Source organism: Acinetobacter sp. BHS4 (assembly GCF_018454425.1).
GTDB lineage: Bacteria > Pseudomonadota > Gammaproteobacteria > Pseudomonadales > Moraxellaceae > Acinetobacter > Acinetobacter pittii.
The window spans coordinates 1865390-1884061 of sequence record NZ_CP075323.1 but is presented as its reverse complement, the minus strand read 5'-3'; the positions used below and the strand labels follow the sequence as shown (position 1 = coordinate 1884061).

At 35.5% G+C, this 18672-nt stretch carries 19 protein-coding genes and 1 pseudogene; 14 read left to right on the top strand and 6 right to left on the bottom strand.

The window, feature by feature from the left end; all coding sequences use genetic code 11:
- Positions 1-6: 6 nt before the first annotated feature.
- From KIP84_RS08975 to KIP84_RS08960, 4 genes are all read right to left on the bottom strand, one after another.
- Positions 7-1416, bottom strand: coding sequence for a TIGR00366 family protein (locus KIP84_RS08975; RefSeq protein ID WP_213689780.1), 1410 nt, complete (start codon positions 1414-1416; stop codon positions 7-9).
- Positions 1417-1532: 116 nt separating this feature from the next.
- Positions 1533-2174 carry a 3-oxoacid CoA-transferase subunit B gene (locus KIP84_RS08970; protein WP_014206696.1) on the bottom strand — a complete coding sequence of 214 codons (642 nt, stop codon included), beginning with the start codon at positions 2172-2174 and terminating at the stop codon, positions 1533-1535.
- 1 nt (position 2175) lies between these two features.
- Positions 2176-2880: a CoA transferase subunit A gene (locus tag KIP84_RS08965; protein ID WP_002113873.1), complete on the bottom strand. Its 705-nt coding sequence runs from the start codon at positions 2878-2880 to the stop codon at positions 2176-2178.
- Between the two features lie 244 nt (positions 2881-3124).
- Positions 3125-4006: a LysR family transcriptional regulator gene (locus KIP84_RS08960; RefSeq protein WP_213689779.1), complete on the bottom strand. Its 882-nt coding sequence runs from the start codon at positions 4004-4006 to the stop codon at positions 3125-3127.
- An 806-nt stretch (positions 4007-4812) separates the two neighbouring features.
- Between KIP84_RS08960 and KIP84_RS08955 the strand changes: the two genes are divergently transcribed.
- The 12 genes and pseudogenes from KIP84_RS08955 to KIP84_RS08900 all read left to right on the top strand — a co-directional run bounded on the left by KIP84_RS08955 (position 4813) and on the right by KIP84_RS08900 (position 13578).
- Positions 4813-5151, top strand: a complete 339-nt coding sequence (locus KIP84_RS08955) for a hypothetical protein (RefSeq protein ID WP_104074553.1) — start codon at positions 4813-4815, stop codon at positions 5149-5151.
- A gap of 607 nt (positions 5152-5758) precedes the next feature.
- Positions 5759-6367, top strand: a complete 609-nt coding sequence (locus KIP84_RS08950) for a hypothetical protein (protein WP_104074552.1) — start codon at positions 5759-5761, stop codon at positions 6365-6367.
- Positions 6368-6587: 220 nt separating this feature from the next.
- Positions 6588-6941, top strand: coding sequence for a hypothetical protein (locus tag KIP84_RS08945; RefSeq protein ID WP_104074710.1), 354 nt, complete (start codon positions 6588-6590; stop codon positions 6939-6941).
- Between the two features lie 8 nt (positions 6942-6949).
- Entirely contained in the window at positions 6950-7141 is a 192-nt protein-coding gene (locus tag KIP84_RS08940; protein ID WP_063098800.1) for a hypothetical protein, read from the top strand.
- Between the two features lie 119 nt (positions 7142-7260).
- A pseudogene (locus tag KIP84_RS08935) lies at positions 7261-7394 on the top strand (glutamate 5-kinase); the annotation flags it as partial.
- 41 nt (positions 7395-7435) lie between these two features.
- Positions 7436-8032, top strand: a complete 597-nt coding sequence (locus KIP84_RS08930) for a hypothetical protein (RefSeq protein WP_063098801.1) — start codon at positions 7436-7438, stop codon at positions 8030-8032.
- Between the two features lie 189 nt (positions 8033-8221).
- The gene (locus KIP84_RS08925) at positions 8222-8575 is read left to right on the top strand and encodes a hypothetical protein (RefSeq protein WP_081309813.1); all 354 of its coding nucleotides are present in this window, start codon (positions 8222-8224) and stop codon (positions 8573-8575) included.
- A 102-nt stretch (positions 8576-8677) separates the two neighbouring features.
- Positions 8678-9013, top strand: a complete 336-nt coding sequence (locus KIP84_RS08920) for a hypothetical protein (RefSeq protein WP_228308309.1) — start codon at positions 8678-8680, stop codon at positions 9011-9013.
- Between the two features lie 127 nt (positions 9014-9140).
- A complete protein-coding gene (locus tag KIP84_RS08915; RefSeq protein ID WP_213689778.1) occupies positions 9141-9557 on the top strand; it encodes a hypothetical protein in 417 nt (138 codons plus the stop codon).
- Positions 9558-10023: 466 nt separating this feature from the next.
- Positions 10024-11445, top strand: coding sequence for a GntP family permease (locus KIP84_RS08910; protein WP_213689777.1), 1422 nt, complete (start codon positions 10024-10026; stop codon positions 11443-11445).
- A gap of 33 nt (positions 11446-11478) precedes the next feature.
- On the top strand, positions 11479-12264 hold the full coding sequence (locus KIP84_RS08905; RefSeq protein WP_213689776.1) for a 3-hydroxybutyrate dehydrogenase: 786 nt from the start codon (positions 11479-11481) through the stop codon (positions 12262-12264).
- 327 nt (positions 12265-12591) lie between these two features.
- Positions 12592-13578 carry an AraC family transcriptional regulator gene (locus KIP84_RS08900; protein WP_069036033.1) on the top strand — a complete coding sequence of 329 codons (987 nt, stop codon included), beginning with the start codon at positions 12592-12594 and terminating at the stop codon, positions 13576-13578.
- Positions 13579-13647: 69 nt separating this feature from the next.
- Here KIP84_RS08900 and KIP84_RS08895 read toward each other — a convergent pair whose 3' ends face one another.
- Together KIP84_RS08895 and KIP84_RS08890 are read right to left on the bottom strand one after the other, a co-directional pair.
- Positions 13648-14991, bottom strand: a complete 1344-nt coding sequence (locus tag KIP84_RS08895) for an MFS transporter (RefSeq protein WP_199112517.1) — start codon at positions 14989-14991, stop codon at positions 13648-13650.
- Positions 14992-15007: 16 nt separating this feature from the next.
- Positions 15008-16261: an OprD family outer membrane porin gene (locus KIP84_RS08890; protein WP_213689775.1), complete on the bottom strand. Its 1254-nt coding sequence runs from the start codon at positions 16259-16261 to the stop codon at positions 15008-15010.
- A gap of 324 nt (positions 16262-16585) precedes the next feature.
- Between KIP84_RS08890 and KIP84_RS08885 the strand changes: the two genes are divergently transcribed.
- Together KIP84_RS08885 and KIP84_RS08880 are read left to right on the top strand one after the other, a co-directional pair.
- Complete coding sequence (locus KIP84_RS08885; protein ID WP_213689774.1) at positions 16586-17836, top strand: dienelactone hydrolase family protein; 1251 nt, start codon at positions 16586-16588, stop codon at positions 17834-17836.
- Between the two features lie 12 nt (positions 17837-17848).
- Positions 17849-18634, top strand: coding sequence for an SDR family oxidoreductase (locus tag KIP84_RS08880; protein WP_199976837.1), 786 nt, complete (start codon positions 17849-17851; stop codon positions 18632-18634).
- Positions 18635-18672 lie beyond the last annotated feature (38 nt).

Here is an 18672-nt window from a genome sequence, read left to right as displayed (position 1 = left end):
AGTAAATTAAAAAGTAGGTGGGGTGTAGCTAAGTGTTCTTCCAAAGAACCACAATAAAAATAAAACTAATGGAAAATGCACAACGAGCTGAGTGACTGTAAAACCAATCACATCTTTTGCTTTTAGTTTTAGAATTCCTAACATTGGAAGCATAAAGAATGGATTGATTAAGTTTGGTAAAGCTTCGGCTGCATTATAAATTTGTACAGACCAACCCAAATGAACCTTTAAATCATTTGCTGCTTGCATGACATATGGGGCTTCAATAATCCATTTTCCACCGCCAGATGGCACAAAGAACCCAAGGATGACAGAGTAAATTCCCATCACAATTGCGAAGGTTTCTTTTGAGGCGATTGAAACGAAAAAATCAGCTATATAATGCGACAGTGATAAATCTTGACTGTTTAAAGCTTGCGTCATAATAAAGGCGATGCTTCCGTAAAGTGGAAACTGAATTAAGATTCCTGAGACAGCCGGAACTGCCTTTGAAACAGCATTTAAGAAGTTTCGTGGTGTGCCATGCAATGCTAGACCAAGCATTAAGAACACAAAGTTGTAGGTGTTTAAACTTGAAATAGCAATGATTGGATTGCTTTTTGAAAACTCAAAAAACATCCAGATTAAGCCTAATGCGACCACAATAATCGTTAAGATAGGCGAGTTTTCTAACCAGTCACCTGGACGATTAGATTTCTCATCATGGGGTTTGTCTTCTTCAAACTGCACATCAAAACTATCAATCGTTTTAACATTATTACCTTTTGGAGCTGACCAATAAGCGATTGCGATTGAAACAATCACTAAAATAATGGTCATCGCAATTGATTGCCAAAGGAAAATCGTTTCAGTAAATGGAATAACGCCAGTTAGGTTGTAAATTGACTCAGGTAAACTGGTTTTATTCGCTTGAAGCTGTGCTGCCGAAGAGCTAATTCCCAGTGCCCAAGTTGCCCCCATCCCAATAATTGCAGCCGCTGCCGCTGCACGGTAATCCATATTAAGCTCTTTACGTTTCGCTAATGCAATCACTAAAAGTGCAGTAAGAATCGTGCTTACTGCCCAATTGACCAGTGAAATTAATAAACTAACGGTTGCAACTAAAACAATAGCACCACGTCCCGAATTTGGAATACGTGCCATTTTTTGGATTAGGAACTTTACGGGCTTAGATACAGAAACGACATAACCTACAATAATGAGCATCGTCATTTGCAGGGTAAAGGGAATAAGACTCCAGAAACCGTTACCGAAAGAAGTCGCGACATCGTGAATAGGCGCACCAATACCTAAAGCGGCAACTGACACGATAATGACGCCAAGTAATGCAAAAATATATGAATCAGGAAACCATTTTTCAGACCAGTCACTAATCCGAAGAGCAAATCTTTCAAAAATTCCTTGCTGTTTTTCCATAGCTGAAAAAATCCTTCTCATTCTTATTTATAGACAGCACATCCGGTGCTTTAAAGGGCTAAGACTCAAGCTCACTTTCTAACTTAAGTCTTATCTGGCTTACTAAAAATTAAAATTTACGCGACTAAGGTTTTATAAAACTCAACGCCAGTAGCGGCTTGAATCTGTTCAAGCGTGACATCTTTAGCAAGTTCAATCAGCTCTACGCCTTGTGGTGTAATGTCCATTACACCTAAGTCAGTAATAACGCGATGAACCACACCTTTACCTGTTAAAGGTAGGCTACAGTTTTTAACGATCTTTGGCGTACCATCTTTTGCACAGTGTTCCATAAGCACTACAACTTTTTGGACACCAACAACCAAATCCATGGCACCGCCCATACCTTTGACTTTCTTGCCAGGAATCATCCAGTTCGCTAAGTCACCATTTTCGGAAACTTCCATTGCACCTAAAATTGCAATGTTGACATGGCCACCGCGGATCATGGCAAAAGATTCTGAGCTTGAGAAAAAAGCAGCACCAGGGCGAGCAGTAACCGTTTGTTTCCCAGCATTAATTAAATCGGCATCGACAGTTTCTTCGGTTGGAAACTCCCCAATACCTAATAGGCCATTTTCAGACTGAAGCCAAACATTAATATTTTCAGGAATATAATTAGCAACTAGAGTAGGTAAGCCAATACCTAAATTGACATAAAAACCGTCTTCAAGTTCTTTTGCAGCACGTTGTGCCATTTCATTACGTGACCAAGCCATTTTATACTGCCTCCGTGCTTAAAGTTTTATGCTCAATGCGTTTTTCAGGTGATGCATTCAGTACAATGCGGTTTACATAGATACCCGCTAAATGGATCTCATCCGGATCTAATTCACCAATTTCAACAACCTGTTCAACTTCGGCGATTGTAATTTTTCCAGCCATTGCACATTCAGGGTTAAAATTCTGAGCAGTTTTACGGAACACTAAGTTACCAGCCTTGTCTGCCTTATAGGCCTTAACAAGAGCCACGTCTGCTGTTAAAGATTCCTCTAAAATGTAGTTTTTGCCATTAAAGGTACGTTCTTCTTTACCTTCGGCAATGAGTGTACCGACGCCAGTCTGAGTATAGAACGCAGGAATACCAGCACCGCCAGCACGTAACTTTTCAGCTAATGTACCTTGTGGAGTAAGTTCTACATCGAGTTCACCATTTAAATATTGGCGCTCAAATTCTTTGTTTTCACCAACATAAGAAGAGATCATTTTTTTGATCTGTTTTGTTTGAAGCAAAATACCTAAACCAAAATCATCTACACCTGCGTTATTTGAAATACATGTGAGACCAGTCACACCACTTTGCTTAACTGCAACAATCAGTTTTTCCGGAATTCCACATAAACCAAAACCACCTACGGCAAGTGTTTGATTATCTGCAATAACATCTTTCAGTGCTGCCTCTGCATTGGCATAAACTTTATTCATTCTATTGTTATCCTATATCCCTTAGTAATCTTAGTTTTAGCATCACATTTTGTGTTATAGAAGTTAATTTTTTTAAATGATTAATAAGTATAATCAATGAATGGTTTCAAATCGCCTACAAAAGATCAGACACATATAACGTTTAAACTTTTAAAAATTTTTATTAAAATATTGAAAATTATAACAATTAAAAACTCAACGTAGCCTTGAGCTTAGTTCGCCCTAAAATACAGTCTTTAATTTTTTAAAATTTATATTGCACCAAAGCCTCAATAAATTGAGTTGAAATATTTGAAATTTCAAAATTCTTTTTATAAACAATTCCCACAGTTTTATGAATGGCTTCATCCTTTAATTCAATGAGGACGTTATGTTCTTTATCAATGTGCTTAGCAAAATGCCTTGGAATTGCACTCACCCCAATTCCATAGGCCACAAAACTTGATAGTGATGAAATTTGATGACATTCAACTTTCAAATCGAGCGTTATATTATTTCGCAAACAATTTTGCTCAACTAAATAACGAACAATTGAAGGTTTTTGTAAGGTCACGAATGGATTTGAACAAAGCTCATGCCATGTAATAAAAGGTAATTGAGCGAGTGGATGATTCTTAGGTAATAAAGCTAAGAAATCTTCTTCAAACAGAGGCTTGAATTCTAAGCCCTCGGTGAGATCAGGTTCAAAGCAGATACCAAGCTCAAAAATACCGTCTTGTACTTTTTCTATAATGGTTTCATTGGGAATATCGTGAATTGAAAAGTTAAGATTAGGATGAAGTTCTAAAAATTGATGAATCACCTCAGGCAAAATTGCATGGGTCACAAAGGGCATTGAGGCAATACTTAAGGTTCCACGATTGAGCTTAAAACGTTGTTTAACATCGTTTTCCATTTCATCCCAATTGGCGAGTAATTTTTTTGCATAGGGAATGAGGGATTTACCTTCTTGTGTAAGCTCAACACGGCGAGTATTACGGTTAAATAGTTTTCCGCCTAATTCTTCTTCTAAGCTTTTGATAGTAAGACTTAAAGCAGACTGGCTGAGATGTAGCTCTAAAGAAGCATTGGCATAGTTAAGTGTACGTGCAAGGGCTAAAAAAGCTTTTAGTTGTTTAAGTGTCATTTCTTTCCTTTAGATTGCCCAACTCATCTAGAAGGGTAATTTATACGAAAATCTGTCTAATATGATGTTTTTTGAAAAAATTATAAAAATAAAGCAGGGGACAATAGGCTGAGCTGATACTCAATATTAAAATTAATAAATTTTGGTCATGGTTCCAACCTGGCTTTGCTTCAATAAAAATTCATTCTGAAATTGATGCAGAGATTTTAGATGCTAAACACTCTAACCGTCCGCCATTTAAGATCTATAGTAAGATAACTAGATCAGCTCAAGTAGCGAACGAGTCAAAGTGGGTTGAAAATATTGACAACGTGCTCAATGACTACGAAAAGCAACTGATTGTCGAGCTTTCTAAACAAATTCAGTAACTTTCATTAGGCATTTGATATTTCTTTAAATTAAAAAGCACTTTAGGGTGCTTTTTGTATTTTAGTATTTTAGCCCATAAGCGGTATTAATATTTAGAGACGTAGAAAAGTGAAGTAAGAATTACAAATAACTTTTGTAATGAATTGTGGTAGATTTTTAATAATTAAGCTTTTGATAATATTTTCGTATACCATGACATGATTAAAAAATAATTAAAATCTCTAAGGTAAGATTAAATGAATAAGATAGCCGGAGTTTTGATAGTTGCTCTTCTTTTTTGTATTTTTGCTAACTGTGAAAGTTTCAAATTATTAAAATTTGATCAAAACACAAGTGCTAAAATTAACAAAACTCTTCCTAAAAACTAATCCATCTAAGGGTGGTTTTTTTATATCTTGTACCTTTAAATTTTATTTTTAATAATAAAGGGTAATTTCATGAGAACAACATTAATTGGAGCTTTATTCTTAACATTTGGAGCTTCAGTAAGTGCCGCATCAAAAATTGAAAAGGAGGAAACAAAAAACTTTTCAACAATGAAGCAGTGCATTGAATGGTTAGATTCTAAATATCCAAATAGTAAATGGCATGACAACAAAGGTACTTCTTGGAAATTAGAAAATAATAATTCAAATTTTCTATCTGGATTTACTCATATTCCTAGTGAGGAAAATCAAAAACTGACACATTCCGTTGCCATTTATTGCAAATTAAAAGAAACAAGCACCGAAGGCCTTTTCTATGAAGGAAAGTATATCGTTATAGAAGCTATTTAAACTCAAATTTTGATTGAAAAAACCATTCAATGAGTGGTTTTTTAATAGCTGAACAAATTTAACAAACTCATTACTAAAAAATTTCTATATGATTGTCTTTCTAATCCAGTAGTGATTTAAAAACTTTAAGGAATAACTATTTCCTAAGCTTTTATCTTATTCATACAACTATATGTTATGACGGCCTGACTTTAGCTTTCTTTGTCAAAATCTTGATAATTTTAAAAAATTTACAAAAGATTTCTGGATGTTAAAGTTTGTCATTTTCAAAACGATAATAATCTTTACTCTTGAAATACAAGGTTTTAAATAGGTCAGGTTGTAAGCGTGGAGTGTAGCTGTCAGAAGGAAGAGATAGCTATAGAAATGGCATTGGAGAGAGATTTTTTCTACCTTGAGAAACTGCAGAAGGTAAAAGATATTCGTGAAGAGCAGAAAGCTCTTTTACTAAAACATAAAGGTATTAAATAATCCTCAATAGAGCTCCTTTAAATTCATAATCTTTTAATTTTAAATTATTAATAAATTTGACTATTTCTTAGAGAATATATTTAACTTATAATTCAATTTATTAGCATAGCTCAGAAAATTAAAAACAAGGTTAGATATGAAAACTCAAATGAAAATATTATTTTTTCTCGTTGTATTTCTTTCTGGTTGTGCTCAGTTAAATATCAAACCGGGAAAAGTTCTATCGGAAAGTACCAACAAAGGAGTATTAGCTGTAGGACTCACTGCTGAAAATGATATTCCTAATTTTTATTGGAAACTCCGTAAAATAGGAACTAATCAGTCAAAGGATTTAACATTTTACACTCTGTACGATCCTTTAATTTGGAGTGATCCTCGCGGGCGTTTAGTAGTAATTGAATTAGATGAAGGTAATTATGAATTCTATGATTGGACTATTGCTCTTGGCCTAACTCCTACATCCTACTTCTCTATTCCTTTTACCATAGAAAAAGGTAAGGTGACTTATCAAGGACGGCTACATCTTAAAGCTGATAAAAAATCAATGATTTATGCAATTAGTGTATCTGATCATATATTAGAAGATAAAAAAATAATTAGTAATTATATTATTAATTTAGATGAAAAAAATATTACCAAACAACTAGCTACTATTCATAAATGCAGTGATTTTGAATGCGTAAAACCAAAAAAGCAGAATAATAGTTATTTCATATATCCAATTTTTATTCCCAGTACTCGATAATTTAAATAAAAACCCATAATCAAAGCCGGTTTTTTTATTGGATTAAATTTATGAAAAATGAAGTTGGCTTTCATGTTCTATTTAGGCCAATGCTTTTTTATAAAGTAGTCTGTTACAGTTGAGTCTGTAAATATTATAAGAGTTCCATATAGCTGATATTGTAATATTGATTCGTATTTGTGGAGATAGATGAGTGAAACTAAAACTTATAGTAATTTTAATGTCAGTTGGAAGTCTATTACATGCTGAAGAAAATGAATCAAAAGTCTGTGAAAAGCTTAATAGTGCAGCATATCAAATCATGTTAGAAAGACAGTCTGGTATTAAGTCTCTAGATTTGCTTGAAAAGCTAATGGTTCCATTAGATCAAGATAAGGAAAATGTAATAACGAATTACTATATCAATCACTTTTTTGGTCATGTAAGTAGTTTGGCTTATGAGACACCTCTATATACAACAGAAGATGAAAAACAAAAAGCAGCTACAGATTTTGGTTTGAGAATTCAAAGAATTTGTACAAAGGATAAGACGGCATTATTTGCTCCTCCGCGATTTCAGACTTTTGAGGAATAATTAGCCTAATGCAAAATCAAAATGAACAAATTATTAATGTTGAGCAATTAGATACCGAGAACGAGCAAAAGCAAGAAAACTCAGTGCTTAATTCTGTATACCCTGATCCAGTTGAAGTAACAGATTTAATTGTAGAAATCGGGAAAGATATAGCAGATTTTGCATCATCTATTTTAGATAACATCGATATCAATTTTTGACATTTGAGCTTACCAATCGGTGGGCTTTTTATTACCTATCGAAAAGTAATATGAATTTCATATATGAAGGTGAAAATATCAAATCACTCGATTGAGTAGTTTTTACTCCTAAAGTTATTGTTATTTATAATAAAATAATATGATTCCTAAAATTGATGATGAGTGGATAACTGCCTTAGGTTCATTTCGAATCATCCATATTCAGCAGGATCCTGCTGCGACAATTTGGAAATACCAGTTGAGGAAAATATAGGAAAAATTCTATATTATTAGGCTCGAAATATAGGAATTTTTATGAATAAGAAATTTTTACTATGGAGCATAATTTTATTATCAGGTTGTTCATCTGTTAATAATCCAGTGAAGCAAGAATTAACTCCAACTACTATCTCAAATGCGTATAAAGAAATTTCTGAAATCAAGGATTACAAATCTCGCTTATTTTTAAATTATGCAAAAGAAATAAAAACAAAATACCCTGAGATGAAGACGTCAACTTATGGTCGTCCAATGTCTATAAGATTTAATCCAGTAAGTTCGGATTACTATTATGAGCATACAAATGATAAAAAATGGTTGAATTTTTACCTATCACAGAGTTTTGATGAAAAAATATGGAGAGATCTTTATGTATATTCAAAACATTCAGGAAATTATCAAGCCTCTAAAGATGAAGCTATTAAATATTGTAAAGAAATTACCTCACTTATCTCTCCAAGCTTTAGCATTGTAATAGATAAATTAAGTCGTGATTTAGAAGTAAAAGAAAAGAAAGGATCTGTACGAGCACTCAGTACTTTCAGTGGAAGATTTAATATCTTATTAAATGGCGAAGAGTTTGATGAAGGTGGGCCCTTTATATGCAATATTACTCAGTTTGAAGATAGCTAGACTACTGAAAAAAGATAGCTGAATTGACTGATTTTCTATTAATTAAATATCCCTTTATAAATTTAATGAAATTATATGGCTACAACTACCCATAGCACACTTTATATTTCTCGTCCAAGCAATTACGAGGGAGATGGAACTGACGATAAAGAAGAATTCATTGAGACATGTAATATTCATTTTAAAGATCTGTTTAATGATCAAAAATCCATCTCTACGCTTTCTAAAACTGAAAAAAAGTATTTTGATAAATGTGTTTCAGCTTCAAATGATAAATATACTGCTGAAGAGGTTATTTATGATCTTGGAGTTGGTTTTGCGATACTAATTGTTTTGCTGGGTATAGGCTGGGGATTCTATGAGGCGAAAAAATCTTTAAATACTCCAATGATAATTAATCCCAAGGAAAATCCTGAGAATGATGCCAATGGAGATCATATTTCTGACGGAATTATCATAGTCTTTATTTCCGTAATTATTGCTGCATTTATTTATCTCATTTTTAGTTTTGTTTCTGGAATATGGATATCGATTAAATATTAAAGTTTCGAACAAGGTGGATACGGAACCAAAATGTATGAGGACATTCAAATTGTAATATTAATTTATAGATATAATTTCAACTCCACTTCGGTGTTTTTTAGTGTGAGCAATTTAGGAATTAAGTTGATAAGTACAGATTATATCCCTTTATGGCACTATCGCCATTTCAGCATGTGCAGTAAACGCTGGCTAGAAATCAAAAAGAGAGACTTCGCGGGGGCCAAAGGAGTTGATCAAAAAGCAATCTCTCTTTCTATGCCAATAGATGGCAAATTTAGAGTTGGACTTTACTTTAATCAGGTTAGTAAACAAATAGGGTATATCATCAACGGCACAAATTATGGATATCTTCATTTAATTGCTGAAAATGCTCTTAAAAATCCAAATCCTAATTATAAATTTTTAGGTAAAACTGTTTCAGTTCAGTACTGTATTTAACTTTAATTTAACACTAACTAAGTTTTTACTCTTACTACTAAAATATCATTAAATTTTAAGACACCTTTTGATGGTTTTTCGTTTTCTAAGCTGTTAAATTTTACACATTATTAAAATGGATAATTTCATGAAAAACATTATTTTTTTAGGACTAGTTCTCAGCTTAATTGGGTGTTCAACAGCTCCAGTTGCTTCAAATACAGCCAAGCCAGTACCTAATGAGAGAGTGTACAATCAGGAATACTTAAAGAAACAGACTCCTGAACAAGCAAAAGTTACATTCTTAAGAGATAAAGGTTTTCTAGGATCTGGCTGTACTCATGATATTTATGTAAATAACGAAAAAGCATTCTCAATTCGCTCAAACGAAATAGCTACCATTTATCTTGAGCCTAAATATTATATCTTTAGATTAGAAACTGGTGGCGGAATGTGTCCAAATATTGCAACTTCCCAAGAAACAGAAGTCAAATCAGGGGCAGAGATAGAATATCGCATTTTACTTCCATCCGACTTTAATTTAAGACTAACTCGAATGAAATAAGAGAGTAAGATCTTTTATCTAAAGCAAACAAGCAATATTAGATTTTAATTAAACCCACTCGTCATCAAGTGGGTTTTTCTTACTTATTAATAGACATTAATCTAAGCCAAGAAAATATTTATCAAATTATTTTAAAAACTATATTATTTAATTATCTTTATTAAATAATATGTTGGGTATTAATTTAATTTGCTCAACAATTAATAAGTTTTATCAAATAATAATAGCTTTTAAATAATAAAATTTTACCAACAAATTAACTTAATTGTTTGTATTGTATGTATATTTTAAAATTTAAATAAATTACATTGTTTTTAAATATTTTAGTGATATTTTATTTTTAAGCTCATTTACCTATTACCACACATGGATATTGTGATTTTTATCATTATAGGTTTGGGATAACCTAAATATCTTTTGGTAATTTTATTGAACCTAATATCTATTCTTTAGGGAGAAGGAATATATGTGGGAATTATTTGTAATTCTACTTTCACTTGGGCTGTTAATGTATACAGCTTACAAGGGCTTTTCTGTCATTCTCATGGCACCAATTTGTGCCTTACTTGCTGTTTTACTCATTAACCCAGCCAATGTCTTACCGTTTTATTCGGGTGTATTTATGCCCAAAATGGTGAACTTTATTAAAGATTACTTTCTTGTATTTTTGCTCGGGGCAATTTTCGGTAAAGTTGTTGAAATGTCAGGAATTGCTGAGTCTATTGCACGAACCATTGTGAGATGGATTGGAGCAAAAAAAGCAATTTTAACCGTTGTATTGTTAGGTGCAATTTTAACATATAGCGGTGTAAGTTTATTTGTTGCTGTATTTGCCATTTATCCTTTTGCAAACCAGCTTTTTAGACAAGCAAACATTCCCAAACGTTTAATTCCGGGAACTATCGCACTCGGTGCATTTACATTTACCATGGATGCTTTGCCTGGTACACCACAAATCCAGAACGTAATTCCAACCACATTCTTTGGCACTAATATTTATGCCGCACCATTTCTAGGAATTATCGGTGCAATTTTTGTTCTATGCATGGGTTTGGCTTACTTGGAATGGCGTCGCCGTGCAGCTGTAAAAGCTGGTGAGGGCTACTCTGGTTTTGGTGTAGACAATACGCCGTCTCAAGAAATTGAAGCCGATATGAACTTGCAAAATAATGGAAGTACGGCGCGTCAGTTTTTAGCGTTTGTACCCCTCATTCTTGTTGCAGTAATGAACAAATATTTGTCTAAAGCAATCAAAGAATGGTATCCAAATGGCTTTGATTTTGCCGCTGTCGGTCTAGCGGATTACACCGTTGATGTTGCAAAAACCGGTGCAATCTGGGCGGTGGGCCTTGCGCTTATTGTCGGGATTATTTCTGCAATTTTATTTGATTATCAGCGTGTAGTGACGAACTTCAAAGAAGGTATTAATGCCAGTATTGGTGGTTCACTTTTAGCGGTGATGAATACAGCTTCTGAGTATGGTTTCGGTGCAATCATTGCGTCATTACCAGGCTTTGCCCTGATTAGCCATGCAATGAGCAGTACCTTTACAAATCCTTTAGTCAATGGGGCTGTGACCACAACCGTTTTAGCAGGTATTACCGGTTCCGCTTCTGGTGGCATGAGTATCGCTTTAAGTGCGATGGCTGAACAATATAACGCCGCGATTTTAGCCGCGGGTATTCCACCAGAAGTCATGCACCGTGTGGTTGCAATGGCATCGGGTGGTATGGATACCTTACCGCATAATGGTGCTGTTATCACTTTACTCGCTGTTACGGGTTTAACCCATAAACAGTCGTATAAAGATATTTTTGCAGTCACCGTAATTAAAACGGTAGCGGTATTTGTGGTGATTACGGTCTTTACCGTAACGGGTATTGTTTAAATCAGCACGTTATAAGTATTAAGGAGTAAATAAATGACAAAACTTTTAGACGGTAAGGTCGCTTTTATTACAGGTTCTGCAAGTGGTATCGGTCTAGAGATTGCTAAGAAATTTGCTCAAGAAGGTGCCAAAGTTGTTATTTCTGATATGAATGCTGAAAAGTGTCAAGAAACGGCGAACTCACTTAAAGAGCAAGGTTTTGATGCATTATCTGCACCATGTGATGTGACCGATGAAGATGCTTATGAACAAGCAATTGAGCTGACTCAAAAGACCTTTGGTACAGTTGATATCTTAATTAATAATGCTGGTTTCCAGCATGTTGCGCCTATTGAAGAGTTTCCAACTGCTGTTTTTCAAAAGTTAGTTCAGGTCATGTTAACTGGGGCATTTATTGGAATTAAACATGTTCTTCCAATTATGAAAGCTCAAAAATATGGCCGTATTATTAATATGGCTTCAATTAATGGCTTGATTGGTTTCGCTGGAAAGGCAGGTTATAACAGTGCTAAACACGGCGTAATTGGCCTAACAAAAGTTGCAGCTTTGGAATGTGCACGTGATGGTATTACGGTAAATGCTTTATGTCCGGGGTATGTAGATACACCATTGGTCCGTGGTCAAATTGCAGATTTGGCTAAAACCCGTAATGTGAGTTTAGACAGCGCACTTGAAGATGTAATTTTGGCAATGGTTCCTCAAAAGCGTTTGCTATCTGTTGAAGAAATTGCTGACTATGCGATTTTCCTTGCGAGTAGCAAAGCAGGTGGGGTAACAGGCCAAGCTGTTGTTATGGATGGTGGTTACACCTCCCAATAATTTAAGTATTTTATAAAAGCCGCTTATTTAAAATAGGCGGTTTTTTATTCGTTAAAAATTTACGATAGTCTCCTGTTCAAAATAATGATTTATCTCTACTCTATTTGCTTATAAAAAATCTAATAAAATAAATTCGTTAAGGTATGAAATTATACTTTAAAGGTATTTAACTTATTTCTATTTTTAAAATTTAATAGAGTATGAGAAAGTAATCTTTACTCTCTTTCTTGATTCGATATTTTTCAGGAAAACTCGTCAATTAAAGGATATTAATTGGCATACAAGTTGCTTTTTAAGCAATAAGTTATTTAGCTAGGTGAAAAGGATATGATATCACTCAGCCAACAGATGGAACTCAATCATTATTCACGCAAAGCTGAATTTGCGCAGAATTTGATGTCCACAATTTGTGGTGAACACCGTCTAGACACAATTTACAAAGACACTCTCGATTTTCACTATGACGGAATGCGTTTGCCTAATAAAAAAATGGCGATCGGTACAATCAGTTATGGTGCAAACGTTGCCATCAACATCTCAAATTTAAAAGCGTATAGCATTAGTTTACCTATACAAGGTCGACAAGCTCTTAATATTCGTGGCGCTCATTATCAATCTGATGAAAACAGGGGCCTTATTGTTTCTAATAACGATCAGCAAGATTTGATTATCGATAAAGATTGCAGAAAATTTCAGGTGGTTATTCCTGAGCGGAGTATGCAGATTGTTCTTGCGGATCTACTGAATAAACCTATAGAAGCTCCCATTATTTTTAATCCTGAAATGCATCTGGACTCGGAGCAACTGATTGGTGCGTGGTGGAAAAATATTCAGAATTTTTTACAGCTAAAATCGCAATATAGTAATTTTTATGGTTTGCAGATGTTATCTGAAGACTATGAAAATTTTGTAATTAAAGCGTTATTGTTGTCTCAAGAAAACAACTATTCTGAAGCTTTAAAGTCACTTTCACATCAGGATGAGCCAGCTTATATCCGTAAGGTTCGTAATTTTATTATTGAACATGCACATGAAGAAATCTGTGCAGAAGACTTGCAGCGTCTGGCTGGGGTTTCAAAATCAAAATTGTATGATGAATTTCAACAATACTATGGCACCAGTCCAATGTCATATTTAAAAAAATATCGCCTCCAACAAATTTACAAGATCCTGAGCACAACAGGTGCAGATAGAAAGGTTTCTATTTCAAAGCTTGCCTATGACTGGGGCTTTAACCATTTAAGTCGTTTTTCTCAAGAATATCGTGAAGAGTTTGGTGAAAATCCAAGTGAGACCAAAGGCAAAATTTTCTGATATTTAATTTTCCCATTAAAAAAACTGATTTAGTTGCCTAAATCAGTTTTTTTATTTATCGATTGATATTTATAGACTTTCTTCTAGCTTTAACACTTGTTTGTTTTTAGATTTCTCATAAATCACTTTCAGGCTAAGTGCAATAAATGAGATGAAGGTTGGTAGTGCGAGAATAAAGAAAATACCGCTTAAGCTTAAGTTAAAAGTGAAAATGAGCGAGCCAAAGAAAGCGCCTAAAATTGCACCGATACGACCAATACCATGCATCCATGAAACACCAACTGCACGACACACTGCTGGATAGAACATAGCTGCAAGTGGCAGTAATGAAGATTGAGCGCCTGCGAGTAATGCACCAATTAAGAAAATAGTAAAACCTAATAATAAAATATTTGAGCTTACTAGACCTGCAACAATGAATAGGCCGAAGGCAATCAGATATGAATATTTAATGACTGTGGTTGGATTCAGTTTATCCATATACCACCCCATAATGGTTGCGCCAATCACACCACCAAAAGGGAAAATCGCAGCAATTAAACTAAACTGTTGAGTACTAAAACCTGCTGTTTTTAAAATCGTTGGCATCCAGCTTGTTAAAAGATAGAACACCAAAAGACTGGTAAAGCAGCAAAGCCAAAGCATGCTTGAACCCCACAGATATTTTCCTAGAACCACTTTAACTGGATTTTCATCTGAAGCAGTTTCAGCCTGAGTTAAAACGAGTTTTACCGGCTCTTGAAAAGAATGACCTTGAATATTTTCTAAAATACGCTGTGCTTTGTCTTGTTGATGACGTGTGATTAAGTATTGAGTTGATTCAGGTAATTTAAACAACAAAGCAACCACTAAAATTAAGGGAATGCTTCCACCAATAATAATCACTTTTGCCCAGCCATAGCTTTCTAATAGATAAGCTGACAACACACCGCCACAAGAAATACCCAGCATAAAACCACAGCCAGCAAGGCCTGTAAGGAATGCTTTACGTTTTACGGGCATATATTCAGAGACAATCGTACTGATGTTTGGCATGGCTGCGCCTAAACCAACACCTGTAATAAAGCGATAAATCATTAAGTCTTGGGTTGAATTGGCAAAGCCACACAAAATGGTAAATATTGAGAACAAAAGACTTGTAAAAACAATCACACCTTTACGGCCAAATTTATCGGACAAAGGCCCAGAAATGATTGCACCGATCGACATACCGACTAAAGCAGCACTTAAAACTGGAGCGAGCTGAGGCTTGGTAATTCCCCAATCATCGAGCAATGCTGGAGCAACAAAACCAATAATTCCTGTATCTAGACCATCACAGAAGAAGACAAAAAAGCCTAGGATAAAAACCATCCACTGTAATGGAGACAGTTTTTCGCGATTGATAATCGTGTTTGCATCTATCGTTTTCATATGTATTCCTTATTCATTAAAATTTTTTGCTGTAATTGACGAAGAAACGGTTTTCTGAGAAATCATTTCCATGCTTAACGTCGTAATTGATGAAGATGTACTGAAGAGCTAAACCTTTGAGAAAAGACTGTTGAAGGGCATAATTGACAATAACGTTTGCTTCACTTTCTTTGTTTTTTAAGCCATCTGCTGTTTTGAAGTGATCGCCGTATACATACTTCAAAGTGGTATTTAGGCCCGGCACATGATCTTTAAAGTCATAGCCATAAATGAAGTGATAAGACTTTTCATCTTGTTTGAAGAAACCAGTCGTATTCCAGTTAATGAAATAAGTTTCAGGCAAGAAACCATCAGGTAGTGGGTAGGCAGACTCGCCAATAATTTGTTGATAACCCACACCAAAGCTGTGATTTTTTATTTTGAGCGTTTCTAATAAACCTACATTTTGCGCATCGATGTCAAAAAGGTGTCCATTATCTTTGGCATTGAAATATTTGAATTTTGAATTAACTGAAAAATTAGCGTTTTTCCATAGGTGGTCAATGCCGACATAATGTTTGTTATATAAATCCTCCATATTTCCAAAGTAATATTCACCCTTCAATGTAGGCGTAAATTGATAACGCAGATCTATATAATTAAGTCCATCGGAGTAGCCAGTCACACCTTTTGAAGTAAAAGAAAATCTGTGAAAGTCTTCTTCATTTCGCGGAGATACTTTTTCAATACGGCCAATTTCAGCAAAAAGTTTGTCGTTTAGCTGGCTCTTAAGATTAGTTCCCCAATAAGACGTCAGGAGTTGTCGACTTGCATCTACAGTGGTTACGGGTAAATCCAGCCATAATTCACCAATGCTGAGTAGCGTTTTGTTATAGCCTAACTTTAAGGTCGCTCCATATTTTAGATAATCAGGTGCTTGGGACTGCGTGGTTTTATCAAAAGGCAATACCGTATCTGCAACATGTTTATCTTGGCTTAAACGAACCGCATATTGTGCTGAAGCATTTGCGCCAATTTGAATTGGGGTTCCACCAATTTCTAACGGCGTATCATGCATATTTGAGTTGTAAAATAGAGAAACTGATTGTGACCAGCTACCTGTGTCTTTTACATCTGGATTGTCATAGTTTCTGTCTATATATGCATTTTTTGATGTAAATTTCCATTCTTCATCCGCTGAATAAGCCTGAGTAGAAAATGCACTACAACATAAAATATTGATGAGCATTAACGTTTTTTGTTGTCCATAAATTGGCCATGGTCGATGCATAAATAAACGCCTTAATTTAGAAAATGACTGGGCTTTTTTATGTAATCAAATTAATTACATGACTTGATTGAACTATTTTTAGCCAATCGTCACTATCCAATAAGTCCTAATCTTCATCCATTTTTTCCAAATTAGATAAAAAGCATTCATTTTATTTTTAATTTAAGGTTTTGAAATATAGGTGTTTCTTTGTTTTTAATTTTTTATCCAGTTTGATTGATTTTGATAATTGCGCAGAGATTGGATAGTGCTTGCAGCTTTTGGACAGCCTAAAAAAATATTCGGATAGAAGATAAAGCCATAACAATGTCAGGAGTTGACACTATGGCTGGTCAAACCGTTCAAATTAAAACAGCATCTGGAAAGCAGTTCAGTGCGTATTTAGCGACACCAGAAACAGGAAAAGGACCTGGAGTGGTGCTTTGTCAGGAAATCTTTGGAGTGAATGCCGCCATGCGAGAAAAAGCGGATTTTCTTGCGGAAGAAGGCTATACCGTTTTAGTTCCTGATTTATTTTGGCGTGTAGCACCTAATATTGAACTGAGTTATACACCAGAAGATTTTCAAAAAGCTTTTGAACTTTATCAGCAATATGATGAAAACCTCGGTGTTGAAGATATTCAAGACAGCTTATCTTTTTTAAAGACTCGACCAGAATGTGACACTTCTACAGGCCTCGGCGTGGTGGGCTATTGTTTAGGTGGAAAGCTTGCTTATCTAGCAGGCTGCCGACTTTCTGACGTGGCATGTGCCGTAGGTTATTACGGTGTAGGCATCGAAAAAGCACTAGATGAGTTAGCTAACGTAAAAGGACGTTTGGTTTTACATATTGCAGAACTAGACCAATTTACACCGCCAGATGCGAGACAAGCGATTGTCGATGCAGCTAACCAATATTCAAATGTACAAGCCTATGTTTACGAAGGTGTTGATCATGCTTTTGCACGACCAAAAAGCAATCATTACCACAAACCTTCAGCACGCTTTGCTCACGAGCGTACAGTAACCGCTCTACATGAAACCATTGGGCCGAAATATGACTTAGTTGCCTTATGGGAAGAGCATATACGTCATGAGTTCGATACACGTGACGTACCAGCAACCATGGCAACGATGGTCGCAGAACCTTATGTCAATCATATTCCAACCTTAACTGGTGGTGTAGGCCAAAGCCAGCTTGCCCGTTTTTATCAATATCACTTTGTTCATCAAAATCCGAAAGATATGAAGATTACCTCGATCTCTCGTACGGTTGGCTCAACGCAAGTGGTGGACGAATTCATTATGAGCTTTACCCACGACGCTGAAATTGACTGGTTATTACCAGGTGTAAAACCAACCGGTAAATACGTCGAAATTCCAATGTTGGGTGTAATTCAGTTCAGAGGTTCAAAGCTGTGTCATGAGCATATTTATTGGGACCAAGCGTCGGTGCTCGTTCAAATTGGTTTATTCGACCCAACAGGCTTACCAGTTGCAGGTGTAGAGACCGCTCGAAAACTTCTTGATGAAGATCTTCCTTCAAATACTTTGATGCCATCTTGGTCAAGTAGTGAAGGCAAGCCAGTCAATTAAGGAGAATCTGCAATGAATATAAATTTAAAAGGAAAAGTCGCTGTGGTGAGCGGCGGCGCAACACTCATTGGTAAAGCTGTTGTACAAGCTTTGGTATGTGCTGGTGCTCATGTCGCTATCTTAGATATCGATGCCAAAGGCAAGGCGATTGCTGAAAGTTTTAACCATGATGTGATGTTTATTCAAACCGATTTAACCAGTGATGCAGCCATTCAACAAGCTGTGGCGGATATTCACCAACATTTAGGTGAAGTGAGTTACTTGGTCAATCTAGCATGTACCTACTTAGATGACGGTTTTAAATCTTCACGTCAGGACTGGTTACAAGCACTCGATCTTAATTTGGTCTCTACCGTTGAGCTGAGCCGTGCTTTATACCATGACCTAAAAAAGCAACAAGGTTCAATCGTTAATTTTACTTCAATCTCGGCCAAAGTGGCGCAAACAGGGCGCTGGTTATATCCAGTTTCCAAAGCTGCAATACGTCAACTCACACAAAGCATGGCAATGGATTTTGCTGCCGATGGTGTTCGCGTCAATTCAGTTTCACCGGGTTGGACATGGTCTCGTGTCATTGCAGAAGTCAGTGGCAATAACCGTGAAAAAGCCGACAGTGTAGCAGCCGATTATCACTTGCTAGGCCGATTGGGTCATCCCGAAGAAGTTGCCAATGTTGTTTTGTTTTTATTGTCACCTGCTGCGAGCTTTGTTACCGGAGCAGATTACGCAGTTGACGGTGGCTATTCAGTGATGGGCCCCGAAGGATTACAGCCCGCTATTCCACGTTTAGCCGAATAGCACAGCGTTTTAAAAGCACATTTAGAAAATTATGGAGA